This is a genomic window from Gemmiger formicilis, assembly GCF_900167555.1.
In the GTDB taxonomy this organism is placed as follows: domain Bacteria; phylum Bacillota; class Clostridia; order Oscillospirales; family Ruminococcaceae; genus Gemmiger; species Gemmiger formicilis.
In genome coordinates this window covers 154,728-174,624 of sequence record NZ_FUYF01000002.1, presented here as the reverse complement: position 1 = coordinate 174,624, position 19,897 = coordinate 154,728, and the positions used below count along the sequence as shown (strand labels likewise).

The 19,897-nt window shown below is 64.0% G+C and carries 14 protein-coding genes; 4 read left to right on the top strand and 10 right to left on the bottom strand.

The features are described 5' to 3' along the window. Positions 1 to 7 precede the first annotated feature (7 nt). Positions 8 to 1,021 carry a heat-inducible transcriptional repressor HrcA gene (hrcA, locus tag B5D32_RS02430; protein ID WP_242943385.1) on the bottom strand — a complete coding sequence of 338 codons (1,014 nt, stop codon included), beginning with the start codon at positions 1,019 to 1,021 and terminating at the stop codon, positions 8 to 10. 280 nt (positions 1,022 to 1,301) lie between these two features. Then, complete coding sequence (locus tag B5D32_RS02425; RefSeq protein WP_078783500.1) at positions 1,302 to 1,835, bottom strand: stage V sporulation T C-terminal domain-containing protein; 534 nt, start codon at positions 1,833 to 1,835, stop codon at positions 1,302 to 1,304. Between the two features lie 69 nt (positions 1,836 to 1,904). On the opposite strand from B5D32_RS02425, the gene B5D32_RS02420 reads away from it, so the two are divergent. Further along, on the top strand, positions 1,905 to 2,381 hold the full coding sequence (locus B5D32_RS02420) for an NUDIX hydrolase (protein ID WP_078783499.1): 477 nt from the start codon (positions 1,905 to 1,907) through the stop codon (positions 2,379 to 2,381). A gap of 159 nt (positions 2,382 to 2,540) precedes the next feature. On the opposite strand, the gene B5D32_RS02415 is transcribed toward B5D32_RS02420, so the two are convergent. From B5D32_RS02415 to B5D32_RS02395, 5 genes are all read right to left on the bottom strand, one after another. Continuing rightward, the gene (locus B5D32_RS02415) at positions 2,541 to 6,020 is read right to left on the bottom strand and encodes a SpoIID/LytB domain-containing protein (RefSeq protein ID WP_078783498.1); all 3,480 of its coding nucleotides are present in this window, start codon (positions 6,018 to 6,020) and stop codon (positions 2,541 to 2,543) included. A gap of 133 nt (positions 6,021 to 6,153) precedes the next feature. Beyond that, positions 6,154 to 7,455, bottom strand: a complete 1,302-nt coding sequence (locus tag B5D32_RS02410) for a competence/damage-inducible protein A (protein ID WP_078783497.1) — start codon at positions 7,453 to 7,455, stop codon at positions 6,154 to 6,156. Continuing rightward, positions 7,452 to 8,645 carry a tRNA uracil 4-sulfurtransferase ThiI gene (gene thiI / locus B5D32_RS02405; protein WP_078783496.1) on the bottom strand — a complete coding sequence of 398 codons (1,194 nt, stop codon included), beginning with the start codon at positions 8,643 to 8,645 and terminating at the stop codon, positions 7,452 to 7,454. Before thiI ends, B5D32_RS02410 begins: the two co-directional genes overlap by 4 nt. 210 nt (positions 8,646 to 8,855) lie before the next feature. Next, positions 8,856 to 10,013, bottom strand: a complete 1,158-nt coding sequence (locus B5D32_RS02400; protein WP_078783495.1) for a cysteine desulfurase family protein — start codon at positions 10,011 to 10,013, stop codon at positions 8,856 to 8,858. A gap of 352 nt (positions 10,014 to 10,365) precedes the next feature. After that, entirely contained in the window at positions 10,366 to 11,379 is a 1,014-nt protein-coding gene (locus B5D32_RS02395) for an aldo/keto reductase (RefSeq protein WP_078783494.1), read from the bottom strand. A gap of 541 nt (positions 11,380 to 11,920) precedes the next feature. Between B5D32_RS02395 and B5D32_RS02390 the strand changes: the two genes are divergently transcribed. Continuing rightward, positions 11,921 to 13,975, top strand: a complete 2,055-nt coding sequence (locus tag B5D32_RS02390; protein ID WP_078783493.1) for a GH25 family lysozyme — start codon at positions 11,921 to 11,923, stop codon at positions 13,973 to 13,975. Between the two features lie 268 nt (positions 13,976 to 14,243). On the opposite strand, the gene B5D32_RS02385 is transcribed toward B5D32_RS02390, so the two are convergent. The 3 genes from B5D32_RS02385 to proC all read right to left on the bottom strand — a co-directional run bounded on the left by B5D32_RS02385 (position 14,244) and on the right by proC (position 17,286). Continuing rightward, positions 14,244 to 15,539: a glutamate-5-semialdehyde dehydrogenase gene (locus B5D32_RS02385; protein WP_078783492.1), complete on the bottom strand. Its 1,296-nt coding sequence runs from the start codon at positions 15,537 to 15,539 to the stop codon at positions 14,244 to 14,246. A 15-nt stretch (positions 15,540 to 15,554) separates the two neighbouring features. Beyond that, positions 15,555 to 16,322 carry a glutamate 5-kinase gene (gene proB, locus B5D32_RS02380; RefSeq protein WP_078783491.1) on the bottom strand — a complete coding sequence of 256 codons (768 nt, stop codon included), beginning with the start codon at positions 16,320 to 16,322 and terminating at the stop codon, positions 15,555 to 15,557. A gap of 157 nt (positions 16,323 to 16,479) precedes the next feature. Beyond that, entirely contained in the window at positions 16,480 to 17,286 is an 807-nt protein-coding gene (proC, locus tag B5D32_RS02375) for a pyrroline-5-carboxylate reductase (RefSeq protein WP_078783490.1), read from the bottom strand. A 224-nt stretch (positions 17,287 to 17,510) separates the two neighbouring features. Here proC and B5D32_RS02370 point away from each other — a divergent pair, with 224 nt between their 5' ends. After that, a complete protein-coding gene (locus tag B5D32_RS02370; protein WP_078783489.1) occupies positions 17,511 to 18,674 on the top strand; it encodes a LegC family aminotransferase in 1,164 nt (387 codons plus the stop codon). Between the two features lie 165 nt (positions 18,675 to 18,839). After that, a complete protein-coding gene (locus B5D32_RS02365; RefSeq protein ID WP_337931280.1) occupies positions 18,840 to 19,889 on the top strand; it encodes a nucleotidyltransferase family protein in 1,050 nt (349 codons plus the stop codon). The last annotated feature ends 8 nt before the right edge of the window (positions 19,890 to 19,897 follow it).

Below are 19,897 nucleotides of genomic sequence, written 5' to 3'. Positions count from 1 at the left end.
TCTTCGTTTATTGGCCCTGCCCGGCCATGCTCTGCCCCATTCTGGCGGCAAAGTAGTCCAGGATCGGCAGCAGCCGCTCGTACTCCATGCGGGTGGAGCCGATCAGTGCGACGGAGCCTGTCAGCCCGCCGCCGGCTAAGTACCGCTTGCTGACGATACAGGCACCCGGCATCGCAGGGTCAAGGTCGCAGCCCAGCGTTGCGGTGATCTTGTTGCCTTCGGGGCGGATTAGCTCCGTCGCGGCCTCATTGTCGGAGAAGATCTCCAACAGCGTGCCGAGGTTCTGGCGGACGTCCGCCATCTTTGCCAGATACTGCGCACCCTCCAGACAGGCCTGCGGGCCGGTGGTGACGAGCGCCTGTGCTGCCATGATGACGGGGGCCAGCCGCTGCCCTGCTGCCAGCACCATGCTGGCCATGAGCATCGGGCTTAAATCCTGCGGGGCGACGAAAGTCAGCCCGCGGTTGAGCAGCTGTGCCAGGTTGGCGGCATCGTCCCGGGTCAGACCGGTGTCAACGCGGGCCACGCGGGTCCGCACGCCGCCTGCGCTGGTCACGGCCAGCACTGCGGCGCTGTAGCGGCCCACCTGCACGACCTCAAAATGGGCAATGCAGAGATCCGGCGCCTGCGGTGTGGTAGCGGCAGCCGCGCAGCCTGTCATATCGGCCAGGCAGCGGGTCGCGGCGGGCACGAGCTTTTCCGGCTCGGCATCCATGGCGGCGAACAAATCGTCAATGCGGCGGCGGTCCTTCTCCGGCAGGGTGCCGGACTTTGGCGCGTCGATCAGATGATCGAGGTAGTAGCGGTAGCCCTGGGCGCTGGGCACGCGGCCCGCGCTGGTGTGGGGCTGTTCCAGCAGACCCAGCTTGGTCAGGGCAGCCATCTCATTGCGCAGCGTCGCGCTGGACAGTGCCATGTCAAAGTAGTTTGCCAAAAGACCCGAGCCGACAGGCTCACCGTCGTTGGCATACAGGGCAACAATAGCTTCCAGTATACGCTGTTTGCGCGCATCCATGGCCATGCTGCTCATCTCCTTTGGTTTGCTTTTGTTGGTTTGTTTAGCACTCTTTATCTCCGAGTGCTAAGTTTATTATATCCCCGTTTTGCAAACTGTCAAGGGTTTTTCCGAATTTTTTGTAAGTTTAACAGTTTCGTCACAATCGGATTGGGCAGTTTCCCTATTATTATATATGTAGAGGCCGGGCATGCCCGGCCCGCAGCCTTGCACAAGCAGCCCATTCACGGGCAGTCACGTCAACCCCCGGGCCGGGCATGCCCGGCCCCTACGCTGCCGCTGCTTTTCACTCCTCCATCCACCGCGCCAGAAACTCTGCGGCGGTGGCGGCGGCGCGGACGGTCTCGGCGTTGGGCGCGGCCTCGCGCAGGGTGCCGTGCAGCAGCACGCCGCCTTCGATGTCACCGTGTACCAGGATCGGCGCGGCGCACAGCAGGTACCGGCTGCCCAGCGGCTCCCGCTCCGCGGCGGACGCCGGGGCCGTGTAGAGCTTGCGCCGGGTCAGCAGCGGCTCGATCTCGGGCGGGAGCGGTGCGCCGAGCAGCTCACCCTTGCCCGCTCCGGCGGCGGCGACGATATGCTCCCGGTCACAGACGGCCACGGCGCAGCGCAGCCGCCGGGCCAGCACGTCCGCATAGACGGCGGCAGGCTCGCCAAGCTCGGCCAGCGGCGAATACTTTTTAAATATGACCTCGCCGTTGCCGTCCGTGTAAATTTCGAGTGAATCTCCGGTGCGGATGCGCTGCGTTTTCCGAATTTCCTTCGGGATGACCACCCGACCCAATTCGTCGATACGGCGCACGATTCCGGTTTCTCTCATACAAAATCCCCCCTGGTTTTTTCTGGTAGTATCTGCGGGGGTGCTTAAAAATATGTAAGGAGTTTGGTTATGGAACTATTGCAGACAACGCTTTGCTATCTCGAAAAGGACGGTGCGTACCTGATGCTGCACCGCGTCAAAAAGAAAAACGACGTCAACCACGACAAGTGGGTCGGCGTCGGCGGCAAGTTTGAACCGGGTGAGGACGCGCCGGCCTGCGCCCTGCGCGAGGTGCGCGAGGAGACCGGCCTGACGATGCACGCGCCGGTTTACCGCGGCATCGTGGATTTTTTCTGTGACCCATGGCCCGCCGAACGGATGCACCTGTACACCTGCACGGATTTTTCCGGCGTGATGACCGACTGCGACGAGGGGTGCTTAGAGTGGGTGGACAAGGCCGCCGTGCAGGATCTTCCGATCTGGCAGGGGGACAAGATATTTTTCAAGCTGCTGGCGGAGGACGCACCGTTTTTTCATTTAGAGCTGACCTATGACGGGGATGTGCTGGTAAAGGCGGTGCTGAATGGGGTAAGCTTGGCGCTGTGATAAACGGGCAGCGGCGGCATGAGGGCATGCCGCCCTACAGGCAGATGGTATACCTGCTACTATGGCAAACGGCCCCGCGGGTCGTCGGGGACGCCGGCCCCTACCGTGCGGCAAAAAAAGAGCGTGTGCTTTTCTGTGCACACGCTCTTTTCTTATGTCTCAATACGTCGTGATCGTCGTCCCAACGAAATAATGCGTCAGAATATCCTGATAGCCCCAGCCGTTGCGGGCGTAGCCGATGGCACCCCACTGGCTCATGCCGCAGCCGTGGCCGTAGCCGTAGACATCAAAGATAAAGCAGTCCAGATCGGCGTTGTAGCTGACTGTGAAGCACTGGCTGCGCAGGCTGCGCCCGTCAACGCTCTGGCGGGCCAGCAGATTCTCGCGGAACCAGCGCCCGCTGACGGTGCCGACGCCCGCGTCCGGGCCGACCTGGATCTTGGCGACCCAGCCGTACTGGTTGGCGGACTGGATCGTGAACCAGCTGTTGGGGTCCACGCCGGACAGGTCAATGTCCATCACATCGCGGATGCGGTCCTGCAGCGTCTGGCGGGAGAAGCGGGCCGTGCCGCTGGAATTGCCGTTCGTGTTCCAGTGGCTGGACACGCTCTGGTCATACGGGCTGTCCACGGCCTGCAGCCAGGCGCGGTCATTGCCCCAGACCTCGGCAGCGGAGGCCGTGCCGGTGCTGGCCGACGCAAAGTACGGCGTGAAGCAAACCTGCCCGTTGTAGGTAACCAGCACATGGGCGACCTCCTGCGCGGCGGCCAGCGCGGCAGCGCCCGGCTCGGCACCCAGCACCGACGGGTAGCCCGACTGGCTGATGATCCAGCAGTGGGTCGCCACGCACTGAGCCTTGTAGGCTTCGGCGGGTGCGTTGGGGCCCAGCTCGTTCTGGGCCACCATGGCCAGGCACTGCACCAGATCCATCGTCTGGGCCGTGCCGTTCATCGTCACGTTGATGGTCTCCCCTGTGCCGCTGTTGTCGGGCTGAGGAGCCTCGGTGGGGGCGGCTGTCGGCTCGGTCGTCGTCTCACCGGCGGCGGAATCCGCCGGGGGCTCGGTGGGCGCAGACGTGGCCGTCGGTTCCGGCGTGGCGCTGGTCTTGATCTGATCCACCGTCACGGTCTGCTCGGGCAGACTGCCCTCGGCGCCCTTGTTCAGGTCGGCCTCCGCGGCGGAGGTCGAGCCGGCCACGTCGGTCAGGCCCGCCAGCAGCTTGTCGGTGCTGGCCAGCAGGCTGTCCGTGATGGCCTGCAGGTCATCCGCGCGCTGTGCCAGGTCCGCCGTGTCCGCGGCGGTGTCGCTGCCCGTGCCGCCGTTCTTGCGGGCGGCCTGGGCAGCGGTGCTCTGCTGGGCGTAGCGGTCCACACTGGCCTGCACCAGCGTGCTGACCGTCGGCATCGGCTGGCCCTTGCGCTCATACTGGGCCGCCGTCAGCAGCGGCTCCTCCGCTGCCGCGATGGCCGAGGTGTTTAAAAGTTCTGCCTCTCCCTCGCGGATCAGCCGCCCCGTGATGCAGAGCAGCACACCGCTCTCGTCACTGTGGGTCGTCACGGTCAGGAAGCGGGAGTCGTCACCCACGTCAACGCCGGTGTCAAACAGGCTGCGGGCCTGAATGCCCGCGACGAAGGTCAGGTAGTCGTAATAGCTCGACAGGTCGGTGCTGCCGTACAGGTCAAATGCGCCCGCGCCCTGCTCGGACGGGTCAAAATAGTAGACCGCGATGGCCTTGAAGCGGTAGACACCGCCCGCCGTGTACAGCGTGAAGCCGCTGTTCTGCTTGAGCGTATCCTCGTCGGCCAGCGCCTTGTAGTCGCTGCCCGTGCATTCCACCACGGTGTTGCCGGGGGTGGCGGCGTCCAGTGCGCTGGGCGTGGCAAAGCGGACGATAGACGGTGCCTCGCCGCTCTCGGGCGTTTCCGGGTCGGGCGTGTCGGCGGCGTAAACCAGTGCGCCGTTCAGCCCGGGCCAGCCCAGATAGCCGACGACGCCGGGGCGGCGCTCCAGCGCCTTGCCCAGATAGTTCTCGGCGGTCGTATCGTAGAGCGCCGTGCCGTAGCTTTTGGCCGCGGGGCGTGCGCCCAGATCACAGCGCAGGAACAGCCACAGCGCCCCGCCGCCCAGCACAAGCACCAGCGCCAGCACGACAAGCCCCAGAATAACGGTGCGTCTGCGGCGGCGCTCGCTCTTTTCAATGATCTCAAGGCTGCGGTTCTTGATGCTGGGCTGCACCGGCCCGCTCTCGGGCTTTTCGGCCTTGCGGCGGCGCTTTTTGTCGGTTTTCTGCGCGGCCTTTTCTGCGGCGGCCTCCTCAACGGCGCTGGCGTCAAACAGCTGGGTCGCAGCGCGGGTAAAGTCCTCGACGCTGGCGCTCTTGCCCGCGGCCTCGGCGGCGTCATCGGCAGCCTGCGCGGCGGCGATGGCGGCGGGGTCAAGATCCGCGGAGAAGTCGGGGATGTCATCGTCCAGCACCGACGGTGCGGGGGCACGGCCCTGCGGGACGTCGGGCAGAGGTGCTTCGTCCGCCGGGGCGGGCGGCTCCACGGGCCGGGCACGGCGGATGCGGGCGTGCCGCGGCGCTTCCGGTCCGGACGTCTGGGCCGGCTCCGGGGCCGCCGTCTGCGCGTCCGCGTCCGTTTCAAAGCGGATGACGCCTGTCGGCTCGGAGACCTCGGGCGGCGTCGCGGCGGCGTCGCGGCGGTGCAGCGTGCGGTGCGTGGCCGCGGGGTCGGGCGCGGCAGACTGCTCCGGCTGCGGGAAGCTCGGCGGGCTGACCGGCGCGGGCCGGTCAAAATCGAGCATCGGCTCAAAATCGGCGGTATGGTCGGCGTCCCGCGTGGGCGGCGTGCGGCGGCGCAGCGAGAACCGCACCGTGTTGCCGCGGCTCCGGGCGGCCTCCGACACAACGAGCAGCGGCCGGTCATGGCCGGGGCGGAACGTGATGCAGGAATCTGTCAGCTGCAGGCCGAACAAACGGCGGCGCAGCAGGTCCAGGATCTGGTTGCCGATGAAGGTATCGTTCATATCGGGCGGCAGGGCGCAGGCCACCGCGCCGCGGCGGTCACACACCAGCACAAAGGGGCACTGCCCGACGCTGGCGGGCATGTAGGCGGCAGCGTAATCCGCGCCCGTGACCTGCAGCGCGGCCAGCGCACGGCCCGCTGCGGCCTGCACAATGTCGCCGGGGAAGCGCCGGAGCAGCTGCTCCGGCACGGTGATGCGGCGGGATTTCTGCGGATCGGCGTAGCTCTCGGTGCCAAAGTCAAAGACGGCCTCGCTGTGGGGCAGCGGCTGCAAAAGGCTGCCCAGCAGGCGGCCCGTCGGCTCGTCCACGGCAACCAGCAGCTTGCGTTTTTCCAGCAGAGCGTCCAGCGTGGCCTGGGCCAGGCTGGTCTCCCCCTCGGCAAAGACATCGTCGCCGAACTTGGCGCGCAGCCGCGCGGCCCATTTATCGCAGTATTGCTCCGCCATGGCGCGGTTGGGGGCGCTGACCTGCACACAGATGGCAAACTCGCCGTCCCGTTCCAGCAGACGCAGGCCGGGGCAGCCATCATCCCGGATGCCCCGCAGCACGGAGGATACCTCCGCGCCCGTGGGCCCGAAAACACGCAGGATTTTCAGTTGAGTGTTGACCATGGTGGAACCTTTCTTTGTTTGGAAATGTTGCCGAGCTTGTCCGTAGGGGCGGATTCCATATCCGCCCGGGGAAGCTTTCTACAGCCGCAAACGGGCCGGGCGCATATAGAATGCGCCCCTACGGTTTTGCGTTTTAAATATCTAAATCTCTGTCCGCCGTCTCCGGCGTGAAGCGCATGCTGTCCGGCACATCGAGGCCCAGCGCCATGCGGCGGAGCATATCCAGCGCGTACAGGGCGGCGCGGGTGCGGATGATCTGGCGGTCCTGATAGCCGCCCAGGGTCAGGCGCATTAAATACCCCGTGTCCGTGCGGGTGTCGGCACCGGCCAGATAGACCGTACCCACCGGCTTGCCGGGCAGTGCGCCGCCGGGTCCGGCCAGTCCCGTGATGCCCACGGCCAGCTCTGCACCGGATTCCCGGGCAGCGCCAAAGGCCATGGCTGCGGCCACGGGGCCGGACACGACGTTGTACTTTTCAATGACAGCCGCATCCACACCCAGCAGCTTTTGCTTGGCGGCCTCGGCGTAGGTGACAAAGCCGTAGCCGAACACCTCGCTGGAGCCGGGCACGTTCGTCAGCCGCTCGGCGATCATGCCGCCGGTGCAGCTCTCCGCCGCGGCGGCGTGCAAGCCGTGCTCCCGCAAAGCGCGTACCACCGTGTATTCCAGCGCGGGCACGTCCACATCGTAGGCGGCTGCGCCGAGAATCTCTTTAAACTCCGCAATGCGGGCATTGCAGGCGGCCTCGGCGGCCTGCTCGGTGGTCTCGCGGGCCGTCACGCGGATCTCGCACTCGCCGGTCTTGCAGTAGATGGCGGCGGTGGGATTCGCGGCCTCAAACAGCGGCGCGACCTTGCTGGCAATGGCGCTCTCGCCGCCCAGCACCCGCAGCGTGCGGCTGTGGATCGTGCAGTTTTGCCGTTTCAGCAGAATCGGGCGGACCTGCTCGGCCCACATAGCCTTCATCTCCCGCGGGACGCCGGGCATCAGCGCGGCGCAGTGGCCGTCGGCGTCCTCAAACCACGCGCCGGGGGCCGTGCCGTGGTCGTTGATGAGCTTGTGGCCCACCGTCGGGCACATGGCCTGCTTGCGGTTGTTCGGTGTGGGGCGTCTGTTTGTCCGGGCGAAAAAGTCGATGATCTTCTGCCACTCGCCCTCGTCAAAGGCCAGCGTATCGCCAAACGCCTCGGCCACGGTCTCCTTCGTCAGATCGTCCTCGGTGGGGCCGAGACCGCCCGAAAAGACGAGCAGGTCGCTGCGGCTTTTCGCCTGCAAAACCAGCTCCTTCAGGCGGGCGGGGTTATCGCCGATGACATGCTGGTGCATCACGCTAATACCGAGCTCGGCCAGCTCGCGGCTTAAAAACTGCGCGTTGGTGTTCAGGATGTCGCCCAGCAGAAGCTCCGTACCTACGCAGATAATTTCAGCAGTCACAGCAGCTCGTCATCTCCCATGCGGATATAGATTTTCTCGACGTTCTCGGCGGCCTCGGCTTCCAGCGCGGCCAGGCCGGGCATAGCGGCTTCGGCGGCCAAGATCTCGTCCAGCGTCGGGTTCGTCTTGGGGTGCGGCGGGGTAAAGATCGTGCAGCAGTCCTCATACGGCTCGATGGACGTCTCAAATGTACCAATCTTACGCGAAATATTGATGATCTCGATCTTGTCCATGCCGATGCAGGGGCGCAGCACGGGCAGGTCCTGCGCCTGGTCTGTGCAGGCCAGCGCGGCCATGGTCTGGCTGGCGACCTGAGCCAGACTCTCGCCGGTGATGAGGGCCTGCAGCTCGAGCTTTTTCGCCACCTGATTGGCAATGCGCAGCATGCTGCGGCGCATCAGAACCGTGAACAGCACGTCGGGCGCGTTGTCACGGATATACTCCTGCGGCTTCGTGTAGGGCACGACGAACAGCGTGCAGTTGCCGGTGTACTCGACCAGCTCGCGGGCCAGATCGCGCACTTTCAGCTTGGCGCGCAGGCTCGTGTACGGCGGGCTGGCAAAGTGGATGTGGTGCAGCGCCAGACCGCGGCGGGCCATGCACCATGCGGCGACGGGGCTGTCGATGCCGCCGGACAGCAGGTTCAGCGCGCGCCCGCTCGTGCCGACGGGCAGACCGCCCGCGGCCTCGACCTTGGGGCCGTGGACATAGGCGGCGTAGTCGCGAATTTCCACCATGATCTCCAGCTGCGGGTTATGCACGTCGACGCGCAGATGATGGTGCTTGTCCAGCAGGTAGGCACCCAGCTCGCGGCAGATCTCGGGGCTCTTCATCGGGTAGGTCTTGTCGGCGCGCTTGGCCTCGACCTTGAAGGTGCGGATGCCGCGCAGCGTCTCGCCGAGATACGCCTCGGCGGTCTCGCATATTGCGGCAAAGTCCTTCGGGCACTCGACGGCGCGGCTCAGCTTCACGATGCCGAACACATGGGACACGCGGCGGAACGCCTCGTCCATGTCGAGGCCGTCCTCCTTCGGCTCGATGAAAACGGTGCTCTGGGCCTGATAGACCTTGAACTTGCCCAGCGGCTCCAGCCGCCAGCGGATGGTCTTGGCCAGCCGCGCCTCAAACTTGCCGCGGTTCAGGCCCTTCAGCGTCATTTCGCCCTGATAGGCGAGGATGAGTTCTTTCATAAAATGGTTCCTTTCAAAATGGATGTGCCGCAGTAGGGGCCGGGCATGCCCGGCCCGCAGCTTTACGGCAAACACGCTGTAACGGGAAGGCTGCGGGCGGGACATGTCCCGTCCCTACTGCCTGCGGCGGGGTGAGGGCACCCCGCCCTACGATTTGCTCGAAAAGGGGTACGTAGGGCGGCCTGCCCTCAGGCCGCCGTCGGCAGCCGTTCAAATATGCTGCAATTCCTGTAATCCGTCCCGCAGCCCCGCTAACAGCGCGTCCACGTCCTCGGCGGTGTTATCGGCGCAGAAGCTCACGCGCAGGGCGGTGCGGACGGTCAGGTCGGCGCAGCCCATGGCCAGCAGGGTGTGGCTCGGCTCGCCCTTGTCGCAGGCAGAGCCGCCCGAAACATAGACCGCGCGGGTGTTCAGGTAGTTGATGAAGGTCTGGCTGTTGATGCAGCCGGTGGAGAAATTCACGATCTCCCCCACCGCGTCGTCGGGCGAATTGAGCGTGATGCCGTCCAATTCTTCAAGTCCCGCGCGCAGCTGCCGATTCAGCGCGGCAATGTGTGCAATGCGGGGGCGCAGCTTCTGCTGGCCCTGCGCGGCGGCCACGCCGAGACCCACAATGTAGGGCGTGTTCTCGGTGCCGGGGCGCAGGCCGCGCTCCTGATGGCCGCCGAGATAGGGCGGTTTGAGCGTCTGGCGCTGGCTGTCCCGGATGAACAGTGCGCCGACGCCCTTGGGTGCGTGGACCTTGTGGCCGGAGACGGAGAGCGTATCGACCTCGCGCCATTTCTGCAGGTCGATGGGCATGCGCAGCCACGCCTGCACGGCGTCCACATGGAAGTGGGTGCGGCTGTTGCGCGCCTTGATGCCCTTGCCCAGCGCCGCGATGTCCTGCACAGCGCCGGTCTCGTTGTTGACGGCCATGCAGGCGGCCAGCACCGTGTTTTTGTCGATCTCGGCCAGGAATTTCTGCGTGTCAATGCGTCCGTCCGCCCCGGGCATGACCTCAACGACGTTGAAGCCCTCGTCCTTCAACGCGCGGATGGGGCGCTGCACGCTGGGGTGTTCAAAGCCCGTGACGACGATTTTATTGCCCCAGTGCTTACGCGGGCGGGCCGCGCCGGTCACGGCCATGTTGTTGCCCTCACTGCCGCAGGCCGTGAAGTAGATTTCATCGCTGCGGCAGTGCAGCGTTTTGGCCACGCGGGCGCGGGCCGCGGCAATGGCATCCTGCGCGGCAACGGCGGGGTCATACAGGCTGCTGGGGTTGGCCCAAAGCTCAGTCAGCGCCTCGCTGACGGCCTGCGCCACCGCCGGGTCCACCCGGGACGTGGCGGCGTTATCAAGATAATGCAGCTGGGGGTCGGAAAGCATAGCACTCATTCCTCACATTATTGCACAAAATTATACAGATTAAATTATACACGTTCGCCTAGCAAAAAACAATATTCAGAAACAAAAAAAGGCTTCCCCCGTGGGGGAAGCCGGCCGCGAAGCGGACTGATGCGGGCAGAGTTCATCCTGATTGCCCATTTACGGGCTGTAACTCGGTAGGGGCCGGGCATGCCCGGCCCGCGGCTTACCGGCAAATGTGCGATTGTGGGAAGGCCGCTTTATTCTGTTGACCCTGTAGGGGCGCATTCTATATGCGCCCGGGCAGCTTGCGGCTGCGAAAGCCCCCACGGGCGGATATGGAATCCGCCCCTACGCCTTGTTTTATCTACCCTTACTCCCCAAAATCCTCCGCGGCCTTCTGCATCATCTGCCGGATCGGCAGGTTGTACGGGCAGCGCGGCTCACAGGCGCCGCACCGGATGCAGGCACCGGCCTTGGTCTGCAGCGTCGCATAGCGCTCGCGGCCCCACTGCTGCAGGCCGTAGCGGTTCAGATACCCCTGGAACAGGAACACACTGGGGATGGAAATCCCCACCGTGCAGGGCGCACAGTAGTTGCAGCGGCGGCAGAACTGGGTGCCCAGCGCGTCGCGCACCTTCTGGCAGGCGGCCTCCTCCTCGGGCGTGAGCGGGGCGGTGTTGGCCGCGCCCGCCACGTTGGCGTTCAGCTCCTCCACCGTCGCCATGCCGGGGATGGACACCGTGACTGCCGGGTTGGACAGCACGTACCGCAGTGCCAGGCGGCCATCCTCAATGGCACCGCCCGCCAGCGGCTTCATGTCTATAAAGCCCTTGCCCGCCGCGGCGCAGCGGTCGATCAGCTCCCTGCCCTGCTGCTCCACGATGTTGTACGGGAACATGATCGTCTCGATCTCGGGGATGTCCAGCGCTGCCTCAAACACAGCGGCCAGGTGTGCCGTGATGCCGATGTGCCCGACGATGCCCCTGGCCTTTGCCTCGAGCAGCGCCTCCATTGCGCCGCCGGGCGCCAGAATGGTTTTCAGTCCGTCGAGGCTCGGGTTGTGGAACTGGAACAGCTCGATGTGGTCGGTGCGCAGGTTTTTCAGGCTCGTGGCGATCTCGGCCTCCATGTCGGCTTTGGTCAGTGCGCGGCATTTGGTCGCCAGAATGAAGTCATCCCGCAGCCCGGCCTCCTCCAGCGACTGGCCGATCCATGCCTCGCTGACCGTGTAGGCGCGGGCAGTGTCGATGTAATTGATGCCCGCCTTATGCGCGGCGATCAGCAGCTCCCGCGTGCCGGGCTGGTCGATGCGCTGAATGGGAATGCCGCCAAACCCAAGGCGGGAGATTTGTAAGCCTGTGGTGCCGAAATTGACGTATTGCATGGTGTTTACCTCTTATTAAACATTCCTGTTGTATTGCCCTCCGTTTGCTGCAGGGGTCGATGCCTGCATCCGCCCCTGCATCCTTTACGCTTATTATAGCAAATCCAACGTAAAAATCCAGTCCCCCTAAGCCCTCCCCCGCGTGGGAAGGCAACCGGCTTGCAAGCATGGTGCTATTCTTCTATAATAAACAGTACAAAAACGAAATTTTTGCGGGGTACAGCCACCTCTACGACCCGCTGACCGGGCGCTGGCCGTTTCTTGCGGGGCCGGAGCGCAGCTACGGTGCGTGTGTCGATTTATTGGTGGAGGAATTTTTGCCCAACACAACTGCTGGCGCCTGACGGCAGCCGCGACCACTAGATGCCCGGAAAGTTGTGTCCGCGGTGTCACAATTATCCACAAACAGACCCTATGGATGTTGAAAATTTCGGCGTTTTTCTGTGCACTTTTCCACCCCTGCCCACTTGCGGCGGGGGCTTTTTTCGTGGTATGATTCATTTTGTAGTAGTTTATCGCTTTTTAACTGTGAGGAACAGGAATGTTTAATAAGAAGAACCCCATGCGGTATTTCTCCGGCAGCACCTTTGCGCGGCTGCCGCTGTATAAGCTGGCCGCGGGCGGCACGGCGGTGGTGCTGACCGCCAGCATCGGCCTGGGCGCGTTTGCGGCCAGCGTCGGTCCGCTCTCCGCGCCCGAGCCCAGCCCCACGCCCATCGTGACGGCCACCCCCGAGACGGCGGCCACGCCGACCCCTTCCCCGACGCCGAGCCCCACGCCGGAGCCGGACAAGCCGCTGACGATGGAGGCCAGCGTCATCCAGCAGGACGTCGGTGTGACGCTCTACGTCGAGAACGCCCCCGAGCCCAGCCCCACGCCCGATGCGTCTGCCTCGCCGTCCCCGACGCCGTCCAAAAGCGCGAAGGAGGATGACGCCGAGAACGAAAAGACCCCGTTGCTGGGCGTGGCGGCCACCATCACACTGACCGACGCCAAGGGCAATGCCACGGATTACGAGCTGGATACCGAGACCGGCACCGCGCTGGCCGAGGACGTTACCCCCGGCGACTACACGCTGGCGGTCCAGCCCATCGAGGGCTACACGCAGCCCGAGGCCCAGACCGTGACGGTCAAAGAAAAGGTCGTCTACAAGGCGGACGTCAAGGCCGTTAAAGAGAAGATCGTCCAGGCAAGCCAGGTCAACGAGAGTGCCGAGGACTCCGGCGTCAGCAACGCGGGCTCGGCCCCCATCGTCAACGAGGTCACCGACACCGTGACCTACGCCGACAGCGCCAGGACCGAGACCGGCAGCAAGACGAGCTACACAGCCAAGCTGAGCAGCAGCGGTCATCTGCTGCTGGCCAACGGCACCGAGACGCCCTACCTGCCCGTTTATCAGGACGGCACGAAGGACCTGATCGGCGCAATGCGCGATACGAGCTACGCCGCCAACACGGCCGCGGCGGCCTGGCTGCCCGGCGCGGCGGATTCCGTCACGCTGCTGGGTGCGGCCAACACCCGCATGGCGTGGGTACACCGCGCGGACGAGCCGGTGACCGTACAGGAGGACACCGGCGGGGCCGCCCCGGCTGCCGAGGAGACCCCTGTCCCGGCGGACCCCACGCCGGAACCGACCCCCGAGATCACGCCCGAGCCGACCCCGGAGGCGACGCCCGCCCCCACCGAGGCCCCGACGGAGACACCCGCCGAAACGCAAACGCCTGCCCCGACAGCAGCCCCTACGGAAGCCCCGACAGCGGCTCCGACGCAAGCACCTACCCAGGTGCCCGACCCGACGGCGGGCTGGCCGGATAACATTGCGGTGCAGGAGCTGGCCAACTACGGCTTTGCCGTGACCAGCGCGACCACCACGATATACGAGTATACCGGCTGGCAGGATATTGACGGCGCAACGTATTATTACGACCCGTCCACCCACCAGCCCGTCACGGGCCAGCAGGTCATTCAGGGCAATGTCTACACCTTTGCGGCGGACGGCGCACTGAACCGCACGGCCCGCGGCATTGATGTCTCGAAGTTCCAGGGCAGCATTGACTGGAACGCCGTCAAGGCGGACGGCATCACGTTTGCCATCATCCGCTGCGGCTACCGCGGCTACGGCAGCGGTGCGCTGGTCGAGGATTCTACATATCGCCGGAACATTCAGGGCGCGATCAACGCGGGCCTGCGCGTCGGCGTTTACTTCTACAGCCAGGCCATCAACGAGGCCGAGGCCGTCGAGGAGGCCAGCATGGTGCTGAGCCTGGTCAGCGGCTACAGCCTGCCGCTGGGCGTCTACTACGACACCGAGAGTGTCGGCGGCGGGCGCGCCAATGCCCTGAGCGCCGCCGAGCGCACGGCCTGCGCCGTCGCCTTCTGCGAGACGATCCGCAGCGCGGGGTACAGCGCGGGCGTTTACTCCTATGCCAGCTGGTTCTATAACGCGCTGAACTTTGCGAACATCAGCAAGTACAACATCTGGATCGCCCAGTACCGCGATACGCTGAGCTTCAGCTACAAGCACAATATATGGCAGTACACAGGCTCCGGCAGCGTCAAGGGGATCTCGAAGCCGGTGGATATGAATATTGGATAAAAGCAGGTAAATGAAAAGCACTCGCGTTGCGGAAACGCGGGTGCTTTTTTAAATAATAAAGAATAAATAAAAAATAATAAAGATGGTGGAGTTTTTGCCCCCAAGGGCAAAAACAAAATCCGTAGGGGCGGATTCCATATCCGCCCGCGGACGTCACCGCTGCCGCAAACGGGCACGGGTCGTCGGGGACGCCGTCCCCTACGTCTTTTTTTGAGCGGTGCGCCAGTACCGCGGTCCACAATCTTTATTATTTATTATTTTTTATTTCTTATTTGTTTGTGTAGCAGCTCATCTTCGCGCTGCTTCCGCCCCTGACCTGCCCATTGCCGTGCACAATATATTTATACGTACACAGCTCGGCCAGCCCCATGGGGCCGCGGGCGTGGAGCTTCTGGGTGCTGATGCCCATCTCGCAGCCAAGGCCGAACTCGCCGCCGTCGGTAAAGCGGGTGCTGGCGTTCACGTAGACCGCCGCGCTGTCCACGCAGGTCGTGAACCGCTGTGCCGCCGCGGCGTCCGCCGTGACGATGGCCTCGCTGTGGTGGGTCGAATGCTTCGCAATGTGGGCGATAGCCGCATCGACGTCATCCACAACGGCCACGCTCAGCTTATAATCCAGATACTCGGTGTCAAAGTCCTGCGGCGCGGCGGGCACACCGTCGATGATGGCCGCGGCGCGCGCGTCCAGATGCAGCTCCACCGGGGTGATGCCGGCAGCGGCGCGGGCATCGACAAGGCGGGCCTTCAGCAGCGGCAAAAACTGCGCTGCCACGTCCCTGTGGACCAGCAGCGCCTCCTCGGCGTTGCAGACGCTGGGGCGGCTCGTCTTGGCGTTTTCCACAATATCCACGGCCATCTCCAGATCGGCGGCCTTGTCCACGTAGACATGGCAGATGCCGGTGCCGGTCTGGATGCAGGGCACGGTTGCGTTCTCGACGCAGGCGCGGATCAGCCCGGCCCCGCCGCGGGGGATCAGCAGATCGACCAGCCCGTCCGCGGTCATCAGCTCGTTGGCGCTGGCGTGGGAGGTGTCCTCGATGAGGCTCACCGCGCACTCCGGCAGGCGCACCCTGCGCAGACCGGCGCGCAGGGCCTCCACGATGGCGTGGCAGCTGGCCCAGGCGTCACGCCCGCAGCGCAGGATGCACGCACTGCCCGCCTTGATGGCCAGCGCGGCGGCGTCGCTCGTGACGTTGGGGCGGCTCTCATAGATGATGGCGATGACACCCATCGGCACGGCGGTTTTTTCGATCAAAAGGCCGTTCGGGCGCACAATTTTGCGCAGCACTGCGCCCACCGGGTCGGGCAGGGCCGCGACCTCCCGCATACCCTTGGCCATGTCGGTCAGGCGGCCCGGCGTCAGCGCCAGACGGTCCAGCATCACGTCGCTGACCCGCCCGCGGGCGTTCTCGACGTCCTGCTTATTGGCGTCCAGAATTTTATCCTGCGCGGCGATGAGCGCAACGGCCATCGCCTCCAGCGCGGCGTTCTTCGTGTCGGCGTCGGCCAGCGCCAGCGGCAGCTTTGCGCCCTGCGCGGCCTGCAAAATTTCCTGCGTAGTCATGGGGTCAGACCTCCCTTATGCCTTGCGGCCCACGAACCGGGTGCCGACGGGCTTACCCTCGACAATGTCGTACAGCACCTCGGCGTGGGCACCGTTGGTAATGATCATGTCTACACCAGCCTCGGTGGCACGCTTAGCGGCGGTGACCTTCGTCAGCATGCCGCCGGTGCCCAGGGCCGAGCCCGCGCCGCCCGCCAGCAGCTCAATTTCCGGCGTGATCTCCTCGACCACCGGGATGAGCTTTGCGTCCGGGTGGGTGTGCGGGTCGGCGGTGTACAGGCCGTCGATGTCGGACATCAGCACGACCAGATCGGCGTGGATGCACTTGGCCACCAGCGCGGCCAGCGTGTCGTTGTCGCCCAAAGAGTATTCCTCGCAGGCGACGGGGTCATTCTCGTTGATGATGGGGATGGCGTGCAGCTGCAAAAGACGCTCCAGCGTATTTTGCAGGTTGTGCAGACGGTTTTCGTGGTCAAAATCCTCCCACGTCAGCAGCATCTGGGCCACGGTATGGTTGTATTGGCCGAACAGCCGGTCATAGGTATACATCAGCTCGCACTGGCCCACCGCGGCGGCAGCCTGCTTGGTGACAAGGTCGCTTGGCTTTTCAATTTGCAGCTTGCCTGCGCCGAGGCCCGTGGCCGCCGACGATACGACGATGAGCTGATGTCCGGCATTCTGAATATCGCTCCACACCTTGACCAGATCCTCGGTGTGGCGGATGTTGAGCAGCCCGCCGGGATGTGCCAGCGTGCTGGTGCCTACTTTAACGACGATACGCATAAAATTTCTCTTTCTATTCCTGTTTGGCAACCGCTTTGTAGGGGCGAGCATTGCTCGCCCGTCAGGCGTCTGCCGCGCGGGGTATTTTCCCGGAAAAGCACTTCTTTCCGTCAGGTCTGCGGGCGAGCAATGCTCGCCCCTACATTCTCGGAAGGCCTTACTTCTTCCCCAAATCCTTTGTCTTTTCAAACGCGGCCAGCACGGCGTCGGTCACGGCACCGCGGAAAGCGCGCTCCTCCAGCAGGCGCACGCCCTGAATGGTCGAGCCGCCGGGGCTGCAGACGGCGTCCTTCAATTCGCCCGGGTGCTTGCCGGTCTCCAGCACCATCCGCGCGCTGCCCAAAAGCATCTGGGCGGCGTACTCCTGCGCCTTGGCGCGGGGCAGACCTGCGGCGACACCGCCGTCGGCCAGTGCCTCGATGAACTGGTACGCCCAGGCCGGTCCGCAGCCGGACACCGCGCTTGCGGCGTCGATCAAGCTCTCCGGCACGGCGTCCAGACGGCCTGCAGGGGCCATGGCGGTGAGCCACTCGGCCATTTTTTCCGGCTCCACATCGTCAGAGCAGTACTGGATCATGCCGTCGCCCAGCGCCACGGGGGTGTTGGGCATCATACGGATGATGGGATAGCCGCTGCCCGCCATCTGGCGGATCTGCTGCATCGACAGGCCCGCCGCCATCGTGACCAGCACAAAGGGGCGGCTCTCGGCGCGGGCCTCCAGCGTTGGGGTCAGCTCGTCGAGCATATCGGCCATCATCTGGGGCTTTACGCCCAGAAAGATGAAGTCGCAGATGCCGGCGACCTCCTCATTCGTGCCGCAGGCGCAGCCGAGCTCGTCCGCCAGTGCCTGTGCCTTGGCAGGCGTGCGGTTGGCCAGCAGCACATCGCCGGACCCGGCGCCCTTGCAGACCGCGCGCGCCACAGCCCCGCCCATGTTGCCGCAGCCGATAAAACCGTATTTCATGGTAACCCCCCTATTTTATACTTTATATTCAGTATTTATAGTAGTGCAAGGGAGAAGGTTTGTCAACGGGAAAAACGGGCTTTCCCCGGGGGAAAGATACAGAAAGTCCATCGCATCTTTTTCTTGCCCTTATCCTGCAAACGCGGTATAATAAAATAGAATATTTGTAAAATTCCGTCCGCCGCTGCACGGCGGGCACCAGGATAGAGTTTGGAGGCAGTACCATGTCTGAATTTATTCCTCTTTCGGTTCCGAATTTCGGCGCGCGCGAGGCCGAGCTGGCCGGGCAGGCCATCACGTCGGGGTGGGTTTCCACCAGCGGCGGCAAGGTCACGGAGTTCGAGGAAGCGCTGGCCGCTTACGTGGGCATGCCCCGCGCCGTGGCCTGCAACGCCGGTACCAGCGCGCTGCATCTGGCCGCTATGGCCGCCGGCATCACCCGCGGGGATGAGGTCATTGTCCCGACGCTGACCTTCATCGCCGCCGTCAACCCGCTGACCCGCTATGTCGGCGCGGAGCCGGTCTTCATCGGCTGCGACGACTCCCTGTGCATTGACCCCGACGCCGTCGAGGATTTCTGTGCGAACCGCTGCGAGCTGCGGGACGGCAGGCTGTACAACAAAGCCACCGGCGCACACATCAAGGCACTGGAGGTCGTGCATGTGTTCGGCAACATGGCCGATATGCCCCGCCTGATGGCGATAGCCAAGCGCTACGGCCTCATCGTCATTGAGGATGCCACCGAGGCACTCGGCACCCGCTGCACCGACGGCCCGTTTGCCGGTAAGTTTGCGGGCACCATCGGCGACATCGGCTGCTACAGCTTTAACGGCAACAAGATCATCACCACCGGCGCAGGCGGCATGGTCGTGTCCAACCACGCTGACTGGGCCGAGCACGCCAAGCATCTGTCCACCCAGGCCAAGGCCGATCTGCTGCAATTTTTGCACGATGAGGTCGGCTACAACTACCGCATGACGAATGTGCAGGCATCCTTAGGGCTTGCCCAGCTCGAGCGGCTCGAGGGCTTCATCGCCCACAAAAAGGCGCTGTATGACCGCTATGTGGCCGCGCTGGACGGCGTGAAGGGGCTGCGCATCCTGCCCTTCCGCGAGGGGGAGTGCCGCTCCAACCACTGGTTCTTCAGCCTGTATCTGAAGGATTCCGGGCTGGACCGCGACACTGTGATCGAGAAGCTGCAGGCGCAGCACATCCAGACCCGCCCGGTGTGGGCGCTCATCCATGAGCAGGCCGACTACCCCCGCAACGAGGCTTACGGTCTGGACAAGGCGCTGGACTACCGCAAGTATATTGTCAACCTGCCCTGCTCCACGAACCTGTCCTTTGAGGACTGTGACCGCGTGATCGAAGCAGTGCTGGGGCTGTAAGTGCCCTTGCCTCCCTCTGCGAGGGAGGTGGCCCCGCAGGGCCGGAGGGAGAGAACCTTGCCATTGCCCGAAATATTTCGGATAGCCGTAAGGCTCTCTCCCCCACCCGCTGCGGCGGGAGCCCCCTCGCAGAGGGGGCCAAGTAATTGCAAAGGGGGACCACCCTTGATAAAAGTAGAAGAACTTTTTATTGAGCCCACCGCCACGGTGCTGGAAACGCTGCGCAAGCTGGACGAGACCGGCCAGCGCATCCTGTTCATTGCACCGGAGGGACATCTGAAGGCCGTCATCACCGACGGTGACATCCGCAAGTTTTTCCTGCGCGGCGGCACACCGGACCAGACCGTGGACCACGCGGCCAACTATCATCCGCTGAGCGTCTCGGTGTCCGAGCGCGGCAAGGCCCGCAGCATTTTGCAGGAGCATTGCATCGACGCGCTGCCGGTCCTGAACAAGCGCGGCATCATCACCGACATCATCTTTGCCCACGGCCTGGATTTGGACAACCGCAAGCAGGTCGATATTCCCGTTGTGATGATGGCGGGCGGGCTGGGCACGCGGCTGTACCCGTACACAAAAATTCTGCCCAAGCCGCTGATCCCCGTGGGCGAGCAGCCCATTGCCGAGCTGATCATGGACCGGTTCCGGGACTTCGGCTGCCACAATTTCACGATGATCGTGAACTACAAAAAGGGCATGATCAAGTCCTATTTCAATGAGCTGGAAAAGAACTATAACGTGGACTTTGCCGACGAGGAAGTGTTCATGGGCACCGGCGGCGGGCTCTGCCTGCTGAAAGGAAAAATCAAAGCACCGTTCTTTTTTACGAACTGTGACACGCTTTTGGATGTAGACTTCGGCGATATTTATGAGTACCATAAATCCCACGGCAACCTGGTCACGATGATCTGCGCGTTCAAGCACTACACCGTGCCCTACGGCGTGGTGGAGCTGGGCGAGAACGGCAGCATTGCCGCCATGCGCGAAAAGCCCGAGCTGGACTTTTTGACGAACACCGGCGTCTACGTGGTGGAGCCGCGCGTCGTGGAGGAAATGCGCGACGGCGAGAAGATCGGTTTCCCCGATGTGATCGAGCGCTACCGCCGGGCCGGGGAGAAGGTCGGCGTCTATCCCATCAGCGAGAGCAGCTGGATGGACATGGGCCAGCTGGAGGAGCTGGAGAAGATGAGAAGAAAGCTGGAGAATCAGCAGTAAACCAGTGA

Excerpts from the sequence above, each read along its gene's own strand:
- hrcA (WP_242943385.1), bottom strand. The coding sequence starts at position 1,021 with ATGGCCATGGATGCGCGCAAACAGCGTATACTGGAAGCTATTGTTGCC.
- B5D32_RS02425 (WP_078783500.1), bottom strand. The coding sequence starts at position 1,835 with ATGAGAGAAACCGGAATCGTGCGCCGTATCGACGAATTGGGTCGGGTG.
- B5D32_RS02420 (WP_078783499.1), top strand. The coding sequence starts at position 1,905 with ATGGAACTATTGCAGACAACGCTTTGCTATCTCGAAAAGGACGGTGCG.
- B5D32_RS02415 (WP_078783498.1), bottom strand. The coding sequence starts at position 6,020 with ATGGTCAACACTCAACTGAAAATCCTGCGTGTTTTCGGGCCCACGGGC.
- thiI (WP_078783496.1), bottom strand. The coding sequence starts at position 8,645 with ATGAAAGAACTCATCCTCGCCTATCAGGGCGAAATGACGCTGAAGGGC.
- B5D32_RS02400 (WP_078783495.1), bottom strand. The coding sequence starts at position 10,013 with ATGCTTTCCGACCCCCAGCTGCATTATCTTGATAACGCCGCCACGTCC.
- B5D32_RS02395 (WP_078783494.1), bottom strand. The coding sequence starts at position 11,379 with ATGCAATACGTCAATTTCGGCACCACAGGCTTACAAATCTCCCGCCTT.
- B5D32_RS02390 (WP_078783493.1), top strand. The coding sequence starts at position 11,921 with ATGTTTAATAAGAAGAACCCCATGCGGTATTTCTCCGGCAGCACCTTT.
- B5D32_RS02385 (WP_078783492.1), bottom strand. The coding sequence starts at position 15,539 with ATGACTACGCAGGAAATTTTGCAGGCCGCGCAGGGCGCAAAGCTGCCG.
- proB (WP_078783491.1), bottom strand. The coding sequence starts at position 16,322 with ATGCGTATCGTCGTTAAAGTAGGCACCAGCACGCTGGCACATCCCGGC.
- proC (WP_078783490.1), bottom strand. The coding sequence starts at position 17,286 with ATGAAATACGGTTTTATCGGCTGCGGCAACATGGGCGGGGCTGTGGCG.
- B5D32_RS02370 (WP_078783489.1), top strand. The coding sequence starts at position 17,511 with ATGTCTGAATTTATTCCTCTTTCGGTTCCGAATTTCGGCGCGCGCGAG.